The organism is Halomonas sp. MS1, from assembly GCF_024182575.1.
GTDB lineage: Bacteria > Pseudomonadota > Gammaproteobacteria > Pseudomonadales > Halomonadaceae > Vreelandella.
In genome coordinates, this window is record NZ_CP098926.1 from 949859 (window position 1) to 965716 (window position 15858).

At 55.4% G+C, this 15858-nt stretch carries 14 protein-coding genes; 10 read left to right on the forward strand and 4 right to left on the reverse strand.

Going from position 1 to position 15858, the window contains the following annotated elements:
* Positions 1 to 4 precede the first annotated feature (4 nt).
* From NF683_RS04360 to NF683_RS04385, 6 genes are all read left to right on the forward strand, one after another.
* Positions 5 to 1066 (forward strand): lactonase family protein, encoded by a 1062-nt coding sequence (locus NF683_RS04360; RefSeq protein ID WP_089040614.1) that lies wholly within the window; start codon positions 5 to 7, stop codon positions 1064 to 1066.
* Between the two features lie 149 nt (positions 1067 to 1215).
* A complete protein-coding gene (locus tag NF683_RS04365; protein ID WP_089040613.1) occupies positions 1216 to 2208 on the forward strand; it encodes a Bug family tripartite tricarboxylate transporter substrate binding protein in 993 nt (330 codons plus the stop codon).
* 330 nt (positions 2209 to 2538) lie between these two features.
* Positions 2539 to 3534, forward strand: a complete 996-nt coding sequence (locus NF683_RS04370) for a Bug family tripartite tricarboxylate transporter substrate binding protein (protein ID WP_253921359.1) — start codon at positions 2539 to 2541, stop codon at positions 3532 to 3534.
* Positions 3534 to 3986, forward strand: a complete 453-nt coding sequence (locus tag NF683_RS04375) for a tripartite tricarboxylate transporter TctB family protein (RefSeq protein ID WP_089040611.1) — start codon at positions 3534 to 3536, stop codon at positions 3984 to 3986. Before NF683_RS04370 ends, NF683_RS04375 begins: the two co-directional genes overlap by 1 nt.
* A complete protein-coding gene (locus NF683_RS04380; protein ID WP_089040610.1) occupies positions 3986 to 5515 on the forward strand; it encodes a tripartite tricarboxylate transporter permease in 1530 nt (509 codons plus the stop codon). Before NF683_RS04375 ends, NF683_RS04380 begins: the two co-directional genes overlap by 1 nt.
* Before the next feature lie 105 nt (positions 5516 to 5620).
* Positions 5621 to 6346, forward strand: coding sequence for a transporter substrate-binding domain-containing protein (locus NF683_RS04385; RefSeq protein ID WP_089040609.1), 726 nt, complete (start codon positions 5621 to 5623; stop codon positions 6344 to 6346).
* A 95-nt stretch (positions 6347 to 6441) separates the two neighbouring features.
* Here NF683_RS04385 and NF683_RS04390 read toward each other — a convergent pair whose 3' ends face one another.
* A complete protein-coding gene (locus NF683_RS04390; RefSeq protein WP_009722905.1) occupies positions 6442 to 6744 on the reverse strand; it encodes an antibiotic biosynthesis monooxygenase family protein in 303 nt (100 codons plus the stop codon).
* 186 nt (positions 6745 to 6930) lie between these two features.
* On the opposite strand from NF683_RS04390, the gene NF683_RS04395 reads away from it, so the two are divergent.
* Positions 6931 to 8511 carry a cryptochrome/deoxyribodipyrimidine photo-lyase family protein gene (locus NF683_RS04395; RefSeq protein WP_253921360.1) on the forward strand — a complete coding sequence of 527 codons (1581 nt, stop codon included), beginning with the start codon at positions 6931 to 6933 and terminating at the stop codon, positions 8509 to 8511.
* A 9-nt stretch (positions 8512 to 8520) separates the two neighbouring features.
* Here NF683_RS04395 and gabT read toward each other — a convergent pair whose 3' ends face one another.
* The 3 genes from gabT to NF683_RS04410 are packed head-to-tail and all read right to left on the reverse strand — an operon-like array spanning position 8521 to position 12700.
* Complete coding sequence (gene gabT, locus NF683_RS04400) at positions 8521 to 9792, reverse strand: 4-aminobutyrate--2-oxoglutarate transaminase (protein WP_253921881.1); 1272 nt, start codon at positions 9790 to 9792, stop codon at positions 8521 to 8523.
* Between the two features lie 11 nt (positions 9793 to 9803).
* Positions 9804 to 11255 carry an NAD-dependent succinate-semialdehyde dehydrogenase gene (locus NF683_RS04405; RefSeq protein WP_125751952.1) on the reverse strand — a complete coding sequence of 484 codons (1452 nt, stop codon included), beginning with the start codon at positions 11253 to 11255 and terminating at the stop codon, positions 9804 to 9806.
* A gap of 29 nt (positions 11256 to 11284) precedes the next feature.
* Complete coding sequence (locus tag NF683_RS04410) at positions 11285 to 12700, reverse strand: APC family permease (RefSeq protein ID WP_253921361.1); 1416 nt, start codon at positions 12698 to 12700, stop codon at positions 11285 to 11287.
* A gap of 235 nt (positions 12701 to 12935) precedes the next feature.
* Here NF683_RS04410 and NF683_RS04415 point away from each other — a divergent pair, with 235 nt between their 5' ends.
* The 3 genes from NF683_RS04415 to NF683_RS04425 all read left to right on the forward strand — a co-directional run bounded on the left by NF683_RS04415 (position 12936) and on the right by NF683_RS04425 (position 15844).
* Entirely contained in the window at positions 12936 to 14351 is a 1416-nt protein-coding gene (locus NF683_RS04415; RefSeq protein WP_253921362.1) for an aminotransferase-like domain-containing protein, read from the forward strand.
* Positions 14352 to 14426: 75 nt separating this feature from the next.
* Entirely contained in the window at positions 14427 to 15092 is a 666-nt protein-coding gene (locus NF683_RS04420; protein WP_253921363.1) for a transglycosylase SLT domain-containing protein, read from the forward strand.
* Between the two features lie 11 nt (positions 15093 to 15103).
* On the forward strand, positions 15104 to 15844 hold the full coding sequence (locus NF683_RS04425) for a sulfite exporter TauE/SafE family protein (RefSeq protein ID WP_253921364.1): 741 nt from the start codon (positions 15104 to 15106) through the stop codon (positions 15842 to 15844).
* Positions 15845 to 15858 lie beyond the last annotated feature (14 nt).

The window sequence follows — 15858 nt, forward strand, 5'->3', positions numbered from 1 at the left end:
ACTTATGCTGGCTTACATTGGCTGTCGTACCACGCTGCGGCGCAAGGCCCGCGGCAAAGGCATCAGCGTCTATCGTGTTGACGATACAGCGCAGCAATGGGAACAGATCCAACTGCTGGAAGGGCTTACCAACCCCTCTTACCTAGCGCTCAACCGTGATGGTGATCGACTCTACTGCATTCACGGCGATCGCAGTGAAATAAGCGCCTTCGCTATTCACCCGGTGAGTGGTGAGATAAAGCTGCTTAACCAGATGAGCACGGGAGGCGCCAATCCAGTGCACTTGGCGCTCGACCCCAGTGAACGTTTCATCGTGGTCTCCAACCATATCTCCAGTTCGCTGGCGGTGATTGGTTTGGCCGCGGATGGCACCCTTACTGGGGTTACTGACTTCATTGAACTAAGCGGTACATTGGGGCCTCATCGTATAGAACAGCCCTTTCCCAAGCCGCATGCCAACCCTTTCACACCGGATGGGCGTCACGTCTTAGTGCCCGACAAGGGGCTTGATTGCCTGTTTGCGATCCCGTTCGATGGCCATCGTGGCAAGTTCCACGCCCCTCAGGTGGTTAAAACGCCAACGCGGGAAGGAGCAGGTCCACGGCATATCGACTTCCACACCGAACTAAACATCGCCTACGTCATCAACGAGCTGGACTCGACCGTGGCGACCTATCAAATTGATTACGCCAGTGGCGAGATGACGCCACTGCAAATTCTGCCCAGTGTTTCTCCCTTTTATACGGGGAACAACCGCGCGGCAGGCGTTGTTGTCCACCCCTCTGGGCGCCATGTGCTGACCTCCAATCGTGGAGAGGACAGTGTCGCTGTATTTGAAGTCAATCCGCGAAGTGGTCATTTGGCTTACATCAGAAGCTTCCCCTCCGGCGGCAAAACACCACGCTTTCTGGGTTTTGACTGCGGCCCTGGCCACCTTCACATCGCCAATGAAGACGACGATACCGTCGCCACCTTCGATATCACCACCCTTATGAGTCGGCAGCCCGCCCCGCTTCATCAGTTGACGACGCCGAGCCCCGTCTGCCTAACCTTTCGGGAGGATTAAAACCAAATCCACAAGCCTAGCCAGCCCCTGCGATACCCATGAGCTGAGTTGAAACTCGCCACGACGTGGCGTTGTGGCAATACACCGTCATCATGAAAAGATGCCGAATATGATGACAACAACATTATGACAACAATAGGAAGTGTCTTATGCCAACGCTATCGACTGCTTTAAAGCTAGTCCCCATCACTGCCCTATTCTGGCCCTTCATGGCGCTGGGCAACCCCGTCAGCGCTGAGCATCCTGCTGAACGGCTTGAGTGCCTAGCGCCTGCTGACCCCGGTGGTGGATGGGACTTTACCTGTCGCCAATTTGCACAAGGCTTGCGTGAAACGGAGCTGATTGACCAAACCATGCAGACTAAAAATATGGCGGGTGGCGCCGGTGGCGTGGCCTTTGCCCATGTGGTCAGCAAACGGGAGGGGAACGACGGCTTGATTGTCGCGGCCTCCTCTTCCAATGCGACAAGGCTTGCCCAGGATCTCTACCCGGGCATGAGCGCCGACGATGTCACCTGGCTGGGTACCTTGGGTGCGGACTATGCCATTCTGGCCGTGCGAGAAGAGTCCCCGATACAGGATCTTAATGAGGTGATTACCTCACTCAAGAGCGATATCAAATCGGTCAAGTTTGCCACGGGCAGTGGTGTGCTGGGGTGGGATCAGATCAATGTCCTTAGAGTGCTGCATACGGCGGGCATCGAAGGGCTTAGCGGCGTTACATTCCTTGATTATAACAATAGCGGTAGTGCACTAACGCCGGTATTGGGTGGCCATCTGGATGTGTTCGTTGGCGATATTTCCGGCATCACGGGCTATCTGGAAAGCGGGGGTCTGCGTGTGCTCGCGATTCTGGCGGAGGAGCGTCTGCCCGCACCGTTTGATAATTTGCCCACGGCCAAGGAGCAGGGCGTCGATGTTGTAGCCCCGAATTGGCGCGGTTTTTATGCGCCTGCCGGTATTAGCGAAGAAGATAAAGCGTTCTGGATTCAGTCCATAGCGCATGTCTATGAAAGCGAGTATTGGCAGGACATCATGGCGCGGCGAGGTCTGATGCCTTTCCATTTAACCGGCGATGAGTTCGAAGATTTTTTCCACGCACAGGTGGCGTCATTGCGTGAGGTGATGGACATCGTCAAATAAGGGGCCGTGTTGCTGCCTGATCAGGGTGCTTATTAGTGTCTGTTTAGTGACTATTAGTTTGAGGAAAACGCGCCAACATGCCTCAGCATTTAATGCTGGGGCATTTTTTTAATCAGCATGGCATATCCAAGAGCTAGACATAAGTCTAATTCCTTCTAATAAGTAAACGATTAATTCATTATTTAACAGATACTTGAGTCGCTTAACCCATATGGAAAAGGGGCGTTTCCCAAACGAAGATTCTCCTGTCGAGACAAGTTTCCTAGCATCACTCGTGAACCATACGAATGCCAACAATAACGAACAGTCTTCCGACCGCGGAGTTTACTAATGAACAAGCGCCTTATCGCCCTTACTGCCCTTACTGCCCTTTCTGCAGCCCTGAGTACCGCTTCATTTTCTGCTTTTTCATATGAACCAGCCCGCAGAGTAGAGTGCATCGCCCCTTCAGACCCCGGTGGCGGCTGGGACTTCACATGCCGTACCGGCGGTAAGGTGTTGTCCGATCTGGGGCTTGTCCCTGGTAACGTACAGACGATCAATATGGCGGGGGCCGGGGGCGGTGTAGCTTACTCTCACGTCGTCAGCAAACGCGAAGGTGAGGAGAACGTTCTCATCGCCGCCTCAACGGCTGTGCCGACGCGTCTGGCACAGGAGCAATTTCCTGGCATGGACGTTGATATGGTGCGCTGGATCGGTACTGTCGGGTCTGATTATGGGGTTATCGCGGTGCCTGATGACTCCCCCTACCAAAACCTTAATGAGCTCATGGATGCCATCAAAGATGACATCAGATCCGTTAAATTTGCCGGCGCCAGTGCCAAGGGTGGCTGGGATCACTTAAAAGCGCTTATCGCCGCTAAAGCGGCAGGGGTCGAGACACTCAGAGAGGTTCCTTACCTTTCGTACAACAATGGCGGTGAGGCATTGACTCAGGTCGTGGGAGGCCACCTCGATGCTTTTACTGGCGATATCTCTGAAGCGCGTGGCTTCTGGGAATCGGGCGACCTGAGAATCCTAGCCGTTCTGGCGCCTGAACGGTTACCGGGTGATTTTGCAGATATCCCGACTGCCAAAGAGCAGGGTATTGATGCTGTCGGGCCGAATTGGCGCGGCTTCTATATGCCAGCAGGCATCTCGGATGATGCCTATGAATACTGGGTTGGTGCTATCGAAACCCTGTATGCCAGTGATGAGTGGAAAACGGTAATGGCAAACAACGGCCTCATGCCCTTTCACTACACCGGTGAAGCATTCAAGGAGTTCATGGAAGAGCAAATCAATGATATCCGCGAACTATCCATTGAGCTGGGAATGATTCAGTAATGACATTCAATGACCGCATCTTTGGGGTTTTGATGATCGTCCTGGCCGCTGCGTACGGCTGGGGCGCCACTCAGTTCCCGGAACCGTTCGGTGGTGGCGAAGCTGTTGGCCCGGAGACATTCCCAACGCTGCTTGCCATCGTTTTAGCCATTTCCAGCCTATATCTGATTGTACGTCCTGATCCCGACAACGCCTGGCCGTGGAGCCGTACCGGTATTGAGCTAATCATCGCCATAGTGGTGCTGATCTTTTACGCCATGCTGCTTCAGCCGCTGGGCTTCATCATTAGCACCACGCTGGCGGTGGGAACGCTTTGCTGGCGCATGGGGGCTCGCCCGCTCAATGCTTACATTACCGGGGCAGTATCGGGAGTGGTGGTGTACTTTCTGTTTAGTTTTGCACTTGATCTCGCCTTGCCGCTGGGTCTGCTGTCATTCCTGGAGGTAAACTAATGGAAACTCTAGGTTATCTAATGGATGGTTTTGGCGTTGCTCTGCAGCCCCATAACCTGATGTTCGCCCTGCTGGGGGCTTTTCTAGGCACCTTGATCGGCGCCTTACCGGGGTTAGGCCCGGCCAATGGCGTGGCTATCCTGATTCCGCTGGCGTTCAGTTTGGGACTCGCGCCAGAAACCGCCCTGATTATGCTGACTTCAGTGTATGCCGGGGCCATGTACGGTGGGCGTATTTCGTCGATTCTGTTGAATATTCCCGGCGATGAACCGGCCATGATGACCTGCCTGGACGGCTATCCTATGGCCCAAAAAGGCAAGGCGTCGGAGGCGCTCGCTATCTCGGCAGTGGCCTCCTTCATTGGTAGCCTGGTGGCCACCGTCGGTTTGATCTTGCTGGCGCCGCTGCTGGCTAATTTCGCTCTGACGTTCGGCCCTGCGGAGTATTTCGCGCTCTTCTTGTTAGCGTTCGCTACTTTGGGTGGCATTACCGGCAAAAACCCTATCAAAACGGTGGTCGCCGCCTGTATTGGTCTAATGATTGCCACTGTGGGTATCGATAATACTGGCGTTCAGCGTTACACCTTCGGCGTGCTCGAACTCTTCGAAGGCGTCGACTTCATCATCGCTATCGTAGGCTTGTTCGCTATTTCCGAGCTGCTGTTCTTTATTGAAGAGCGAGCCGGTGGCGGCAAGGAGAAGATGAAGGTCAACAAGCTTTCGCTCTCTTGGAGGGATATCCGCGATATCCTGCCCACCAGCTTCCGGGGTGGGGTATTGGGGTTTATTGCCGGTGTGCTACCGGGTGCCGGTGCTTCGTTGGGTAGCTTCATCAGCTATACCCTGGAAAAGCGTGTGTTGGGTAAGAAAGGCTACTTCGGAGAGGGTGACCCTCGCGGTGTCGCAGCGCCTGAAGCGGGTAATAATGGCGCTTCCAGCGGTGCTTTGGTTCCCATGTTGACCCTCGGTGTGCCGGGGAGCGGCACCACAGCGGTACTGTTGGCGCTGTTGATCTCGTTGAATATCACACCAGGTCCGTTGATGTTCACCCAGAATGCCGACATCGTCTGGGGCGTTATTGCTGCGCTGTTAATTGGTAACTTCTTACTGCTGATCCTCAATATTCCGTTGGTAGGCATCTTCGTCAAGCTGCTTTCCGTACCACCGATGTACCTGCTGCCGATCGTCACAATGATCGCTTTCGTGGGTATCTACTCGATCAGTAACACCATCTTTGACCTCTACTTCATGGTGGCCTTTGGGGTGGGCGGCTACGTTCTGCGCAAGCTGGAGATTCCGCTGGTGCCGGTGATCCTTGGCTTGTTGCTGGGGCCCGAGATGGAGAAGAACCTGCGCCATGCCATGGATATCTCCGATGGGGACTGGATGATCCTATGGAGCAGTGGACTGGCTATCGGCTTGTGGGCTTTTGCGACACTGGGATTAGTACTGCCCTATATCCTGGGCCCGATCCTGCGTCGTCGAATGAGAGTATCGCCCCCCACCACTGGCAATCCAGAAGGCGACTGAAGGGCACTTATCACCAGCATACCCATTCCCTGAGGAGTTGATTCTTTTCGTCCCGGTAAACGCCGGGACATTTTTCAACATTTACAAGCATAAAAGGTACCCGTCATGGCTTTAAATAACGATCAGTTGAAACGACGTCTGGCCCCGGGTGGAGAATTGAGAGCTGCCATCAACCTGGGCAATCCCGTCTTGGCACAAAAAAGTTTCAGCGGCGAGCTGACGGGCGTCTCCGTCGCCCTGGCTCGGGCATTGGCTGAATGGATCGACGTACCGCTTCGCCTCGTGCCCTTCGACGCCGCTGGTAAGGTGGTGACCGCGCTGGGAGAGGATGCTTGGGATCTAGCCTTTCTAGCCCGAGACCCCAAAAGGGCCGAAACGATATGCTTTACCGACCCCTATGTGATCATTGAAGGGACATATTTAGTGCCGAGGGAATCGTCTAACGTGCGCGTGACGGATTTAGACCAGGAGGGAGTGCGCATCTCCGTTGGGCAGGGGGCTGCCTATGACCTCTTTCTAACACGCACCTTGCAATGCGCATCGCTGGTGCGTGCCCCCACTTCTACGGCTGCCGTTGACTGGTTTGTCGATCAAGGCCTGGAAGCCGCCGCCGGAGTGCGTCAACCCCTCGAACGTTTTGCTCAAGAGCACTCAGCATACCGCGTGTTGCCGGATGCTTTTACCCAGATCGAGCAGGCCATGGCGTTGCCGCGAGATCGTCAGGACGTGATCGCTTGGGTAGAGAGTTTCCTACAAGCGCGTAAGGCAAATGGCTTCGTTGCCGAAGCGCTCAAACAGAGCGGCCAAGAGGAGGCCAAGGTCGCCTCATGAGCGATAAGCGGCTCGCTGGGGGAGGGTTAAAACGCCATACCGATACACTCCCCCCAAACGTCTGGATCTCCAGCGCCAACCTTATTGGATTTGGCTTACAGCACCACGTCATACCCTTCAAACTTAGGTGGGCCAAGATAGATACCTTCCGGCGCTTTGGCGTTAGCATGAGCCTTGCGGAACGCTTCTGATTTGGTCCAGGCGCGGAAGGCTTCTTCTGATTCCCACACACTGTGGGAGATAAACACGGTGTGGTCTTCCTGGCTTTCGCCCTGCAGCATTTGGAATTGTTTAAAACCCGGCACTTCATCCAAATGAGAATCGCGGTTGCGCCACACCTCTAAAAAATCCTCTTCGCGGCCTGGGGCAATCCGAAAACGGTTCATGGCGATATACATGCACTCTCTCCTATTGAGTTTGTCTAACACGCTAGCGTAGCGGCCTGCCGCTTACGACGTCTATCCCTTGATGGTAACGTCATGGTTTTATGACGAATAAACGGTATGAAAAATAAGTTCTATGGCAAATAAGCTCTATGGAAAATAGGCGTTATGCCGAGCAAACCCCAACCATCAGGATACGGCATGGCTAAGGCACCCATCCAGGTCGTTTGGTTCAAACGCGATATGCGCATTCATGATCATGCGCCGCTTTCCAGTGCATCGGCGGCTGGCCCTGTGCTGCCTGTTTTTGCGATTGAACCTGGCCAGTGGCAAACACCTGATAGCGCCCTGCGCCACTGGCAGTTTGCCGCTGACGCTCTAATCGACCTTTCCAACGCATTGGAGACCATTGGCCTACCGCTATGTATTTGGCAAGGTGATATTGTCGATTTGCTGAACGCCCTAAAAGCTCACTACGGCCACATTGCCATTCACTCTCATCAGGAAACGGGCAACGCCTGGAGCTTTGAGCGGGATAAACAGGTGCATGCTTGGTGCCAAACCAACGGTGTAGCTTGGCGGGAAGCCCGCCAGCACGGTGTAGTACGAGGACTTAGCAGCCGCTCTGGGCACCAAACCCGTTGGGAGAGCCACTGGGAAACGCTGATGTCTGCCCCGACCTGCCACGCGCCGCAAAGCGCCCAAGCAGCCCCAGGCTGGGAAGCCTTTCACCACCTTAAAGTTCAGCAACTACCTACCTTAACGCTGGGATTTGATACCACACCTTGCCCCCAACGCCAGCGGGGCGGGCGCAACGAAGGCCGCGCACTGTGGCGTAGTTTTGTGCAAGCACGCGGGCGGCGTTATCGCGGCTCGCTGTCTAAGCCGCTGTTAGCGTGGGAGTTTGGTTCGCGGCTTTCACCGCATTTGGCCTGGGGCACGCTTTCCATGCGCGAAGTTGTCCAGTCGTTACGCCGTCAGCGTCAGAAGCATGCCGACGATACCGCCTGGGCCCGCTCACTACGCGCCTTCACCTCGCGACTTTACTGGCACTGCCACTTTATTCAGAAGTTGGAAAGTGAGCCAAGCATCGAGCATCAAACGCTGCACCCGGCGCTGCGCGGCCTGCGGGAGCGCGATCCCAGCCACCCCAACCTCATTGCCTGGAAGAACGGCCAAACCGGCGTGCCGCTAGTCGATGCCTGTATGCGCAGTCTTATCGCTACCGGCTGGCTTAACTTTCGCATGCGCGCCATGCTGATCTCCCACGCCACCTTCGGCCTGGGGCTGCACTGGTATAAACCCGCGCTGCACTTGGCACGTCTGTTTACCGACTTCGAACCGGGCATTCACTACCCCCAGGTGCAGATGCAAGCAGGTGCCACCGGCACTAACACGCTGCGGGTGTATAACCCGATTAAACAAGCGGAGGATAACGACCCCACAGGCAAGTTTGTCGCCCGCTGGGTGCCAGAACTAGCGCCCCTGCCCTTGGAATGGCGCGCCAAGCCCTGGGCACTACCCGAAAGCCTACGCCAGCGATTCGGCTTTCAACCGGGCACCGACTACCCCATCACCAACGATTTCGAAGCCGAAGCGCGGCACTGGAAGAAGCTGCTCTATGAACTGCGTCGCACGCCAGAGGCCAGGGAATCCAGCCGAGCCATTGTGGATAAGCTCGCCAGCCAGCGACGACCGCCCACTCAGCGCGCTAAAAAAACAAAACCCGCCAATCGCCAGCAGCTTTCACTGTTTGGCGATGACGGGTTTGATGATGCTTAGAAGGACGGTTTAGCTGAGCGCTTCCAGAGACTCCTCGATAATGCTCAAGCCCTCTTCCAATACTGCAGAAGAGACGGTTAACGGCACCAGAATGCGGATGCTGTTGCCGTAGAAACCACAGGAAAGCAGGATCAGGCCTTTCTCGCGGGCTTTGGCACACAGCGCGCCGGTCATTTGCGGATCTGGCTTGCCGTCGCTGTTGAGCAATTCAAACGCCGCCATGGCGCCTAGCTGGCGGCCGTGGGCAACGGCAGGGAAACGCGCTTCCCACACTGCAAAACGCTCGGCCAGCATTTTGCCCATCTGTTCGCTGCGCGCCAGGATATCTTCTTCTTCGATTACCTCGATGACCGCCAGCGCCGCTGCGCAGGAGAGCGGGTTACCACTGTAGGTGCCACCCAGGGAGTTGGGGCCAGAGGCGTCCATCACTTTGGCACTACCCACAACCGCCGATAGCGGCATGCCGTTCGCCAGGCTCTTGGCGGTAGTGAGGATGTCCGCTTCAATGCCGCTATGTTCCAGCGCAAACAGCTTGCCGGTACGGGCAAAGCCGGACTGAACTTCATCGGCGATCAGCAGAATACCGTGCTCGTCGCACAGCGCACGTAACGCTTTCAGGTAATCCGGTGAGGCGATGTAGAAACCGCCTTCGCCCTGTACCGGCTCAATCACGATAGCCGCTGTGCGATGCGGGGCAATATCGGTTTTGAACAGCGTACGAATGGCGTCTAACGACGCTTCTTCGCTGATGCCATGCAGCGGGTTGGGGAACGGTGCGCGGAAAACATCACCCGGCATAGGGCCGAAGTCGTTCTTATAGGGCAGTACCTTACCGGTCATGGCCAGCGTCATCATGGTACGGCCGTGGAAAGCACCGTCGAACGTGATAATGCCTGTACGACCAGTCGCCGCGCGGGCGATCTTCACGGCGTTTTCCAGCGCTTCAGCACCGGTATTAACCAGCATTGCTTTACGCTCGGGGCCACGCACCGGCGTCAGTTCACAAAGTTTTTGGCACAGCTGCACGTAAGGGGCGTAGGAGATCACCGCCGCGCTGGTGTGCATGACTTTCTTGAGCTGCGCTTCTACTGCCGCGACAATTTTCGGGTGGCGGTGGCCCAGGTTCAGCACGCCAATACCGCCCGCGAAGTCGATCCAACGGTTGCCATCGGCATCCCATAACTCGGCGTTTTCAGCACGCTCGGCAAACTGGGTGGTAGGCGTGGCGGCACCGTTGGCCACATAGCGATTTTTCAGTTCGTTCAATTCTTGGTTATTCATCATCGTTTTCCTTATAGACCGCCAACGCAGACGTACTTCAGCTCAGTAAACTCATCCAACCCGTGATGGGAACCTTCACGCCCCAATCCGGACTCTTTCACGCCGCCAAACGGCGCTAGTTCGGTAGAAATCAACCCTTCATTGACACCAACCATGCCGTATTCCAACTGCTCCATGGTGTGCCAGATACGGCGGTAGCCCGTGGCGTAGAAGTAGGCCGCCAAGCCAAACGGGGTATCGTTGGCCATGGCAATCGCTTCTTCATCACGCTGGAAACGAAACACTGGCGCGACGGGCCCGAAGGTTTCTTCATCGGCCACCGCCATCTGGGTGGTTACGTCAGCAAGCACCGTGGGGGTAAAGAAGCGCTCGCCTGCGGCGTGGGGCTTGCCACCGCAGAGCAGTCGCGCTCCGTGATTTACCGCGTCGTCTACGTGACGCTGCACTTTTTCTACCGCCGCTTGGTTAATCAGCGGGCCGATAGTGCTGCCTTCCGTTAAACCATCGCCGACCTTCAGCGCGCTAACACGCTCGGTCAGCTTGCTGACAAACGCGTCGTAAACCCCGTCCTGCACTAGGAAGCGGTTGGTACACACGCAAGTTTGCCCGGCATTACGGAATTTTGAGGCAATCGCCCCTTCTACGGCGGCGTCCACATCAGCGTCATCAAAGACGATAAACGGCGCGTTGCCGCCCAGTTCCATAGCGGTTTTCTTCACCGTGCTCGCGCACTGAGCGAGCAGGTGTTTACCCACAGGGGTCGAGCCAGTAAACGAGACTTTACGCACCCGTGAGTCGGTGGTGAGCACTTCACCCACCGCTGCTGGTTTTGAGGCGGTAATCACGTTAATAGTGCCGGCTGGCAGGCCTGCTTCAAGCGCCAAGTAGGCCGTTGCCAACGCGGTTAACGGCGTCGCTTCGGCGGGCTTAATCACCACGGTGCAGCCTGCGGCCAAGGCCGGGGCACACTTACGGGTAATCATCGCCAGGGGGAAGTTCCACGGGGTAATCGCTGCTACCACGCCGACCGGCTCGCGCAGCACCATAAGGCGCTTATCTGCGCCGTGACTAGGCAAGGTTTCCCCGGCCATACGCTTGGCTTCTTCAGCGAAAAACTCAATAAATGAGGCGCCGTAAGTCACTTCGCCCTTGGCTTCTGCTAGCGGCTTGCCCTGCTCCAGGGTCATCAAGCGAGCTAAGTCATCGGCGTGTTCATTGATCAGTTCAAACCAGCGGCGCAGCAATGCCGAGCGCTGTTTCACTGGCGTTGCGCGCCAGGCTGGCCCAGCGGCATACGCCGCGGCCACTGCGTCGCGGGCGTCATCAGCGCCTAAGTCGGCAACCCGGGCAATCGTCTCGCCGGTTGCGGGGTTATCGACGGCAAAGGTCTGTTGGCCCTTGCGCCACTCGCCACCCACCAGAGTGGGTACTGCATCGTGTAACCACTGTTCGATAAAGCTCATCGCGTGCTCCTTAAAACGGTTTGAACGGCTTACAGATCAGCCATCATGTGTTGATCGCTGTAGGCACGGCCGTAGGTGCGCAGCGCATGGATATATAGAGCGACGCCAAGCAATGACCAGCCTGCAAAAATTGACCACTCAGCACCACTCAGTGCCGCTGGGCTGCCCGGCAGATAAAGGCACGCCATCCCAAACGAAAGTATGATCGCCAGCGTGCCGCACAATTTGCCGTTACGAATACGGAATGGGCGCGGCATCTCCGGCTCACGAACGCGCAACACCACAAAGGAAATCGCAACAAACAGATAAGCAATCACGATACCTAAGCCACCGGCATTAACGATCCATACCAGCGCCGGACGGCCGAAGAATGGCGCTATACTCGACAGGAAACCCATCAGAAAAATTGCGTTAGTGGGGGTTTTGTAGCGTGGGTGCAGCTTAGCGAACAGCGCTGGCAACATGCCCGCTTTAGCCAAGGCATAAATAGCGCGAGAACCACCAATGTAGAAGGCGTTCCAGCTAGTAATAATGCCCGCGATACCGGCCAGTACCATTAAATTGCTGGCCCACGGCGCATTAAACAAGCTGCCCATCGCATCAGGCACACTGAGAGTGCTAGCAGCCAGCTCCGTGTTGTTTAGCGCGAGGCTAGTGGCAAGGATAATCAGCGCATACCACACTACCGCCAGAATGACGGACATCATCAGCACTTTGCCGATAGCCTTGTAAGGCAAGTTGATCTCTTCGGCAGCCTGGGGAATAACATCGAAACCTACGAATAGGAACGGCACCATCACCAACACGGCAACAATACCGGCAACAACACCCGTGTCCGCTTGAGTGAACAGCGGCATCATGTTGATGACTTCACCTTCAAACAGCGCGCCGGTGATAAACAGAACGCCGACTAGTAGAATTAAGCTAGTCACTACCTTTTGCAGCAAAGCGGCGGTGGTAACGCCAAAGTAATTGATAATCATCATAGCGAGCGAGCCGCCCACGCCAACGGCTACCCAGGTGGCTTTAACTTCCCACCCGGCGATGGTCCATAAGTGGCCTACCGCATAATTTGGTGCTAGGTGCTCGATCACTGTGGGCAGTGCGACCGCTTCAAAAGCGACAACACTCAAGTAGCCTAAAATAATCGCCCAGGTACACAGAAATGAGGGCAAATGACCTAAAGCGCGATAGCTGTAGACATGCTCGCCGCCTACCTTAGGCATCGCCGACGCCAGCTCCGCATAGGTAAGACCGACAAGAACGATCGCTAAACCACCAATGATAAACGCTAAAATAGCACCGATACTGCCAGCCGATTGAATAGCGGTACCGGTGAGTACAATCCAGCCCCAACCAATCATTGCACCAAAGGCAAGGGCTAGTACGTCGCCACGGGCTAGCACCCGGACGAGCTTATCCTGTTCGGAAGAGGGTGTGGTCATAGCACAGAGTCCTGCAAGTTATTGGATGTTGTCATTAACGCTCTTAGGAGCAGTATCCTGATCCCGGCTAACGGAATGGCGACACGCTAGCAGGCGACGTTAAGAATACGAATGCACCACCTTTATGTTCGACTAGACCACTTTTCAAACGCACCAATGAAGTGCAATTTTTATATACTACTTTCGTCCAGACACCCCGCAGCTGCGGACTTAGCGCAAAAGATAGAGGCCCGCCATGGATCGCAAGCAAGTCGTGCACCAATTTGTACAACTTTATGCACTCCAACCCGAGCGGCTGAGTAAACAGGTGCGAATTGAGCAGGCGTTACGCCAAGCCATCACCCACCAGTGGCCCACGGGATTTCGACTACCTTCCCACCGGGCGCTGGCAGAGTCGATCAACGTTGCGCGCCAAACCCTGGCCCTGGCGATAGCTACGTTACTTGACGAGCAGTTATTGAAAACGGCCCATGGTCAAGGCACTTGGACGTCGAAGCCGATGGCTCCCAGTGTTGTCAAAACAGATATTCAGCTCTCTCGGCGTGCCCAGCGAGTACTACAAGGACCTGGCGCCAGCACTGTGCAAAGCGGCGCTTTTGTGCCTGGCATACCGGATATCGCCCAGTTTCCAATGCGCAAGTGGCGTCAGCTGTATGCCAGCGTCACCGTGCCGCAAAATGCCTTACTGCTCTCTTACTCTACCGGTGGCTATGGGCCGCTTAAGCGTGCAATCCGTGAGTTTCTGGCGCGCTGGCGCAATATTCATTGCGATATTGAGCAGATCATCATCACCGATGGTACCCATAACGGTATTGAGCTATGCGCCATGGCATTGGCCGATGTGGGCGATACCGTGGCGATGGAATCGCCCTGTTATTGGGGGGCACGCAATGTATTCACTGCAACAGGGCTTTCGATTGAGATGCTGCCTTGGTATTCCGATAGTGGGCATGAGTTACCGCAGACGACCGGTAATATTGCGCTCGCGTATTTGACCGGCTCTCATCACTATCCGCTCAGCGTGCCCACACGCGCTGCTCATAAGCAGCAGCTCTGTGACGCTTTATCGCCCACCTATGTGGTAGAGGATGACTACGAATTCACCCGCGACGATCACACTAACCTGCTGTTTGATCCCAACTCGGAACGCCATTTACTGGTAGGCTCATTCTCTAAGATGATGTTTCCCGGCCTGCGGCTTGGTTATTTGGTGGTGCCACGCCATTTGGCAGGTCCAATGAACCGCCTACGCAGCGAGTTGTTTCGCGAAGGCCGTATGCTTGATCAAGCGGTATTGGCGCAGTTTATTTTTGATGGTGACTTAGACGTCTGGTGTCGCCGCATCCAGCGCGACTATCTAGGCCGTCAGCAGGTGCTGCACGACCAGCTTAGCTCACTACCCAAAGTACGCAATGTGTCCCCCCCGACTAGCGCGATTAGCTTGTGCGTTGAGTTTGAACCCGGGGTTAATGATGTAGCACTTGCCCAAGCACTGCTCAAAGAACACTTAATTGTTCGCCCGTTAAGCCCCGTGTGCGCTGACAAGGACTCACGTACAGGATTGGTAATGGGCGTGGGCATGCTATCGGGAGAAACTTTAGTGCGTGAAGCCCAACGGCTGCGGCGCTGTTTAGAGTTACTACTTCGCTAGGCGAGGTAGGCTTAGACCGTGTTGAGCATCACACTGTATGCCTAGTAAAAAAAACTTATTCACAAGGATTTTGCCATGCGCCACCCTGTTGATAATTCGGTGCTTCTCTCAACGCTTCGCCTATTGATGGTGCTGTGCGCCGTGCTGGCAGTTTCAGGCTGCGCAATTTTTGCTCCCAGCCCGCCGGAAGATCAGAGCAATATCTGTGAAATCTTTCGTGAGCAGCCAAGCTGGTATGACTATGCCCAGGAATCCGAAGAGAAATGGGGTACACCGATTGCCACGCAGATGTCATTTATTCAGCAGGAGTCTTCATTTCGCAGCCATGTGCGCCCGGACCGCAAGTATTACCTAGGCTTTATTCCCGGCCCACGCCCCTCCTCCGCCAAAGGCTATGCCCAAGCCCAAGACCCCGTTTGGGAGGAGTATGAGGATCAAGCGGGCAGCCTGTTTGCCCGCCGAACCCATATGAAGCACGCCACGGATTTCATTGGCTGGTATAACCGCCGCTCACAGCAGCAGGCAGGTATCTCGCTGAGTAACCCTGAACACCTTTACTACGCTTACCATGAAGGCGCGGGCGGCTACCAGCGGGGTACTTACCGCAGCAAACCCCACGTGCTGCGTGCAGGCAGCCAAGTAGCAGCCCGCGCTAACCGTTACCGAGCACAGCTCAACGCTTGCGAAGCAGAGTTTCAGTGCCGCAAGTTTTATCAAGTCTGGCCGTTCTGTCGTAGTTAAGCGCCTCTTCTATGACTCTAATGAGTGGCTTGGTCTTAATTAGTGTCGTGTTTTTGACATCGATGCTGTCTGGCGTATTTGGCATGGCGGGCGGCTTAGTACTGCTGTGGTTTCTGCTGATCATGTTTCCTGCAGGAACTGCCATGGCCGTACATGGGGTGATTCAGCTCACGTCTAACGGATCGCGAGCATGGTTATCAAGACGCTTTATTGTCTGGCGGATTGTTATGCTGATGACATTGGGCGTGTTGATCGCCGCAGCTTTGCTGCTGCTGTTCAGCTATAGCCCCAATGCCGCGACGGTTTCCCTATTAATTGGCTTAATGCCAATACTTGTATGGATTCCCAAACGTTGGTTTCACTTAGATGCTAATCGCGCCAGCCACGCGCTAGGTTGTGGCATTACCGCTGGGAGCCTTACCATTGCGGCGGGGGTTTCTGGGCCACTAATTGATATCTTCTTTGTGCGCTCCCAAATGGATCGACGACAAGTGGTAGCCACCAAGGCGATGATTCAGGTGGTGGCTCACAGCATCAAGATTCTCTTTTATCTGGGCGCAGCCATGGCGCTTAGCGCCAGCGAATGGGGTATTGTGCTGCTAGCAGCGCCGTTTGCGATTTTTGGCACCCACACCGGCAACCGTATTTTGCAGCGCCTCACTGATGCAAACTTCCGCACCTGGACGCGCTGGATCGTGACCGGTATTGGGGGTTTCTATTTCCTGCAAGGACTCTTTCTACTCACCCGCTAACGTTGGGCAGTGCC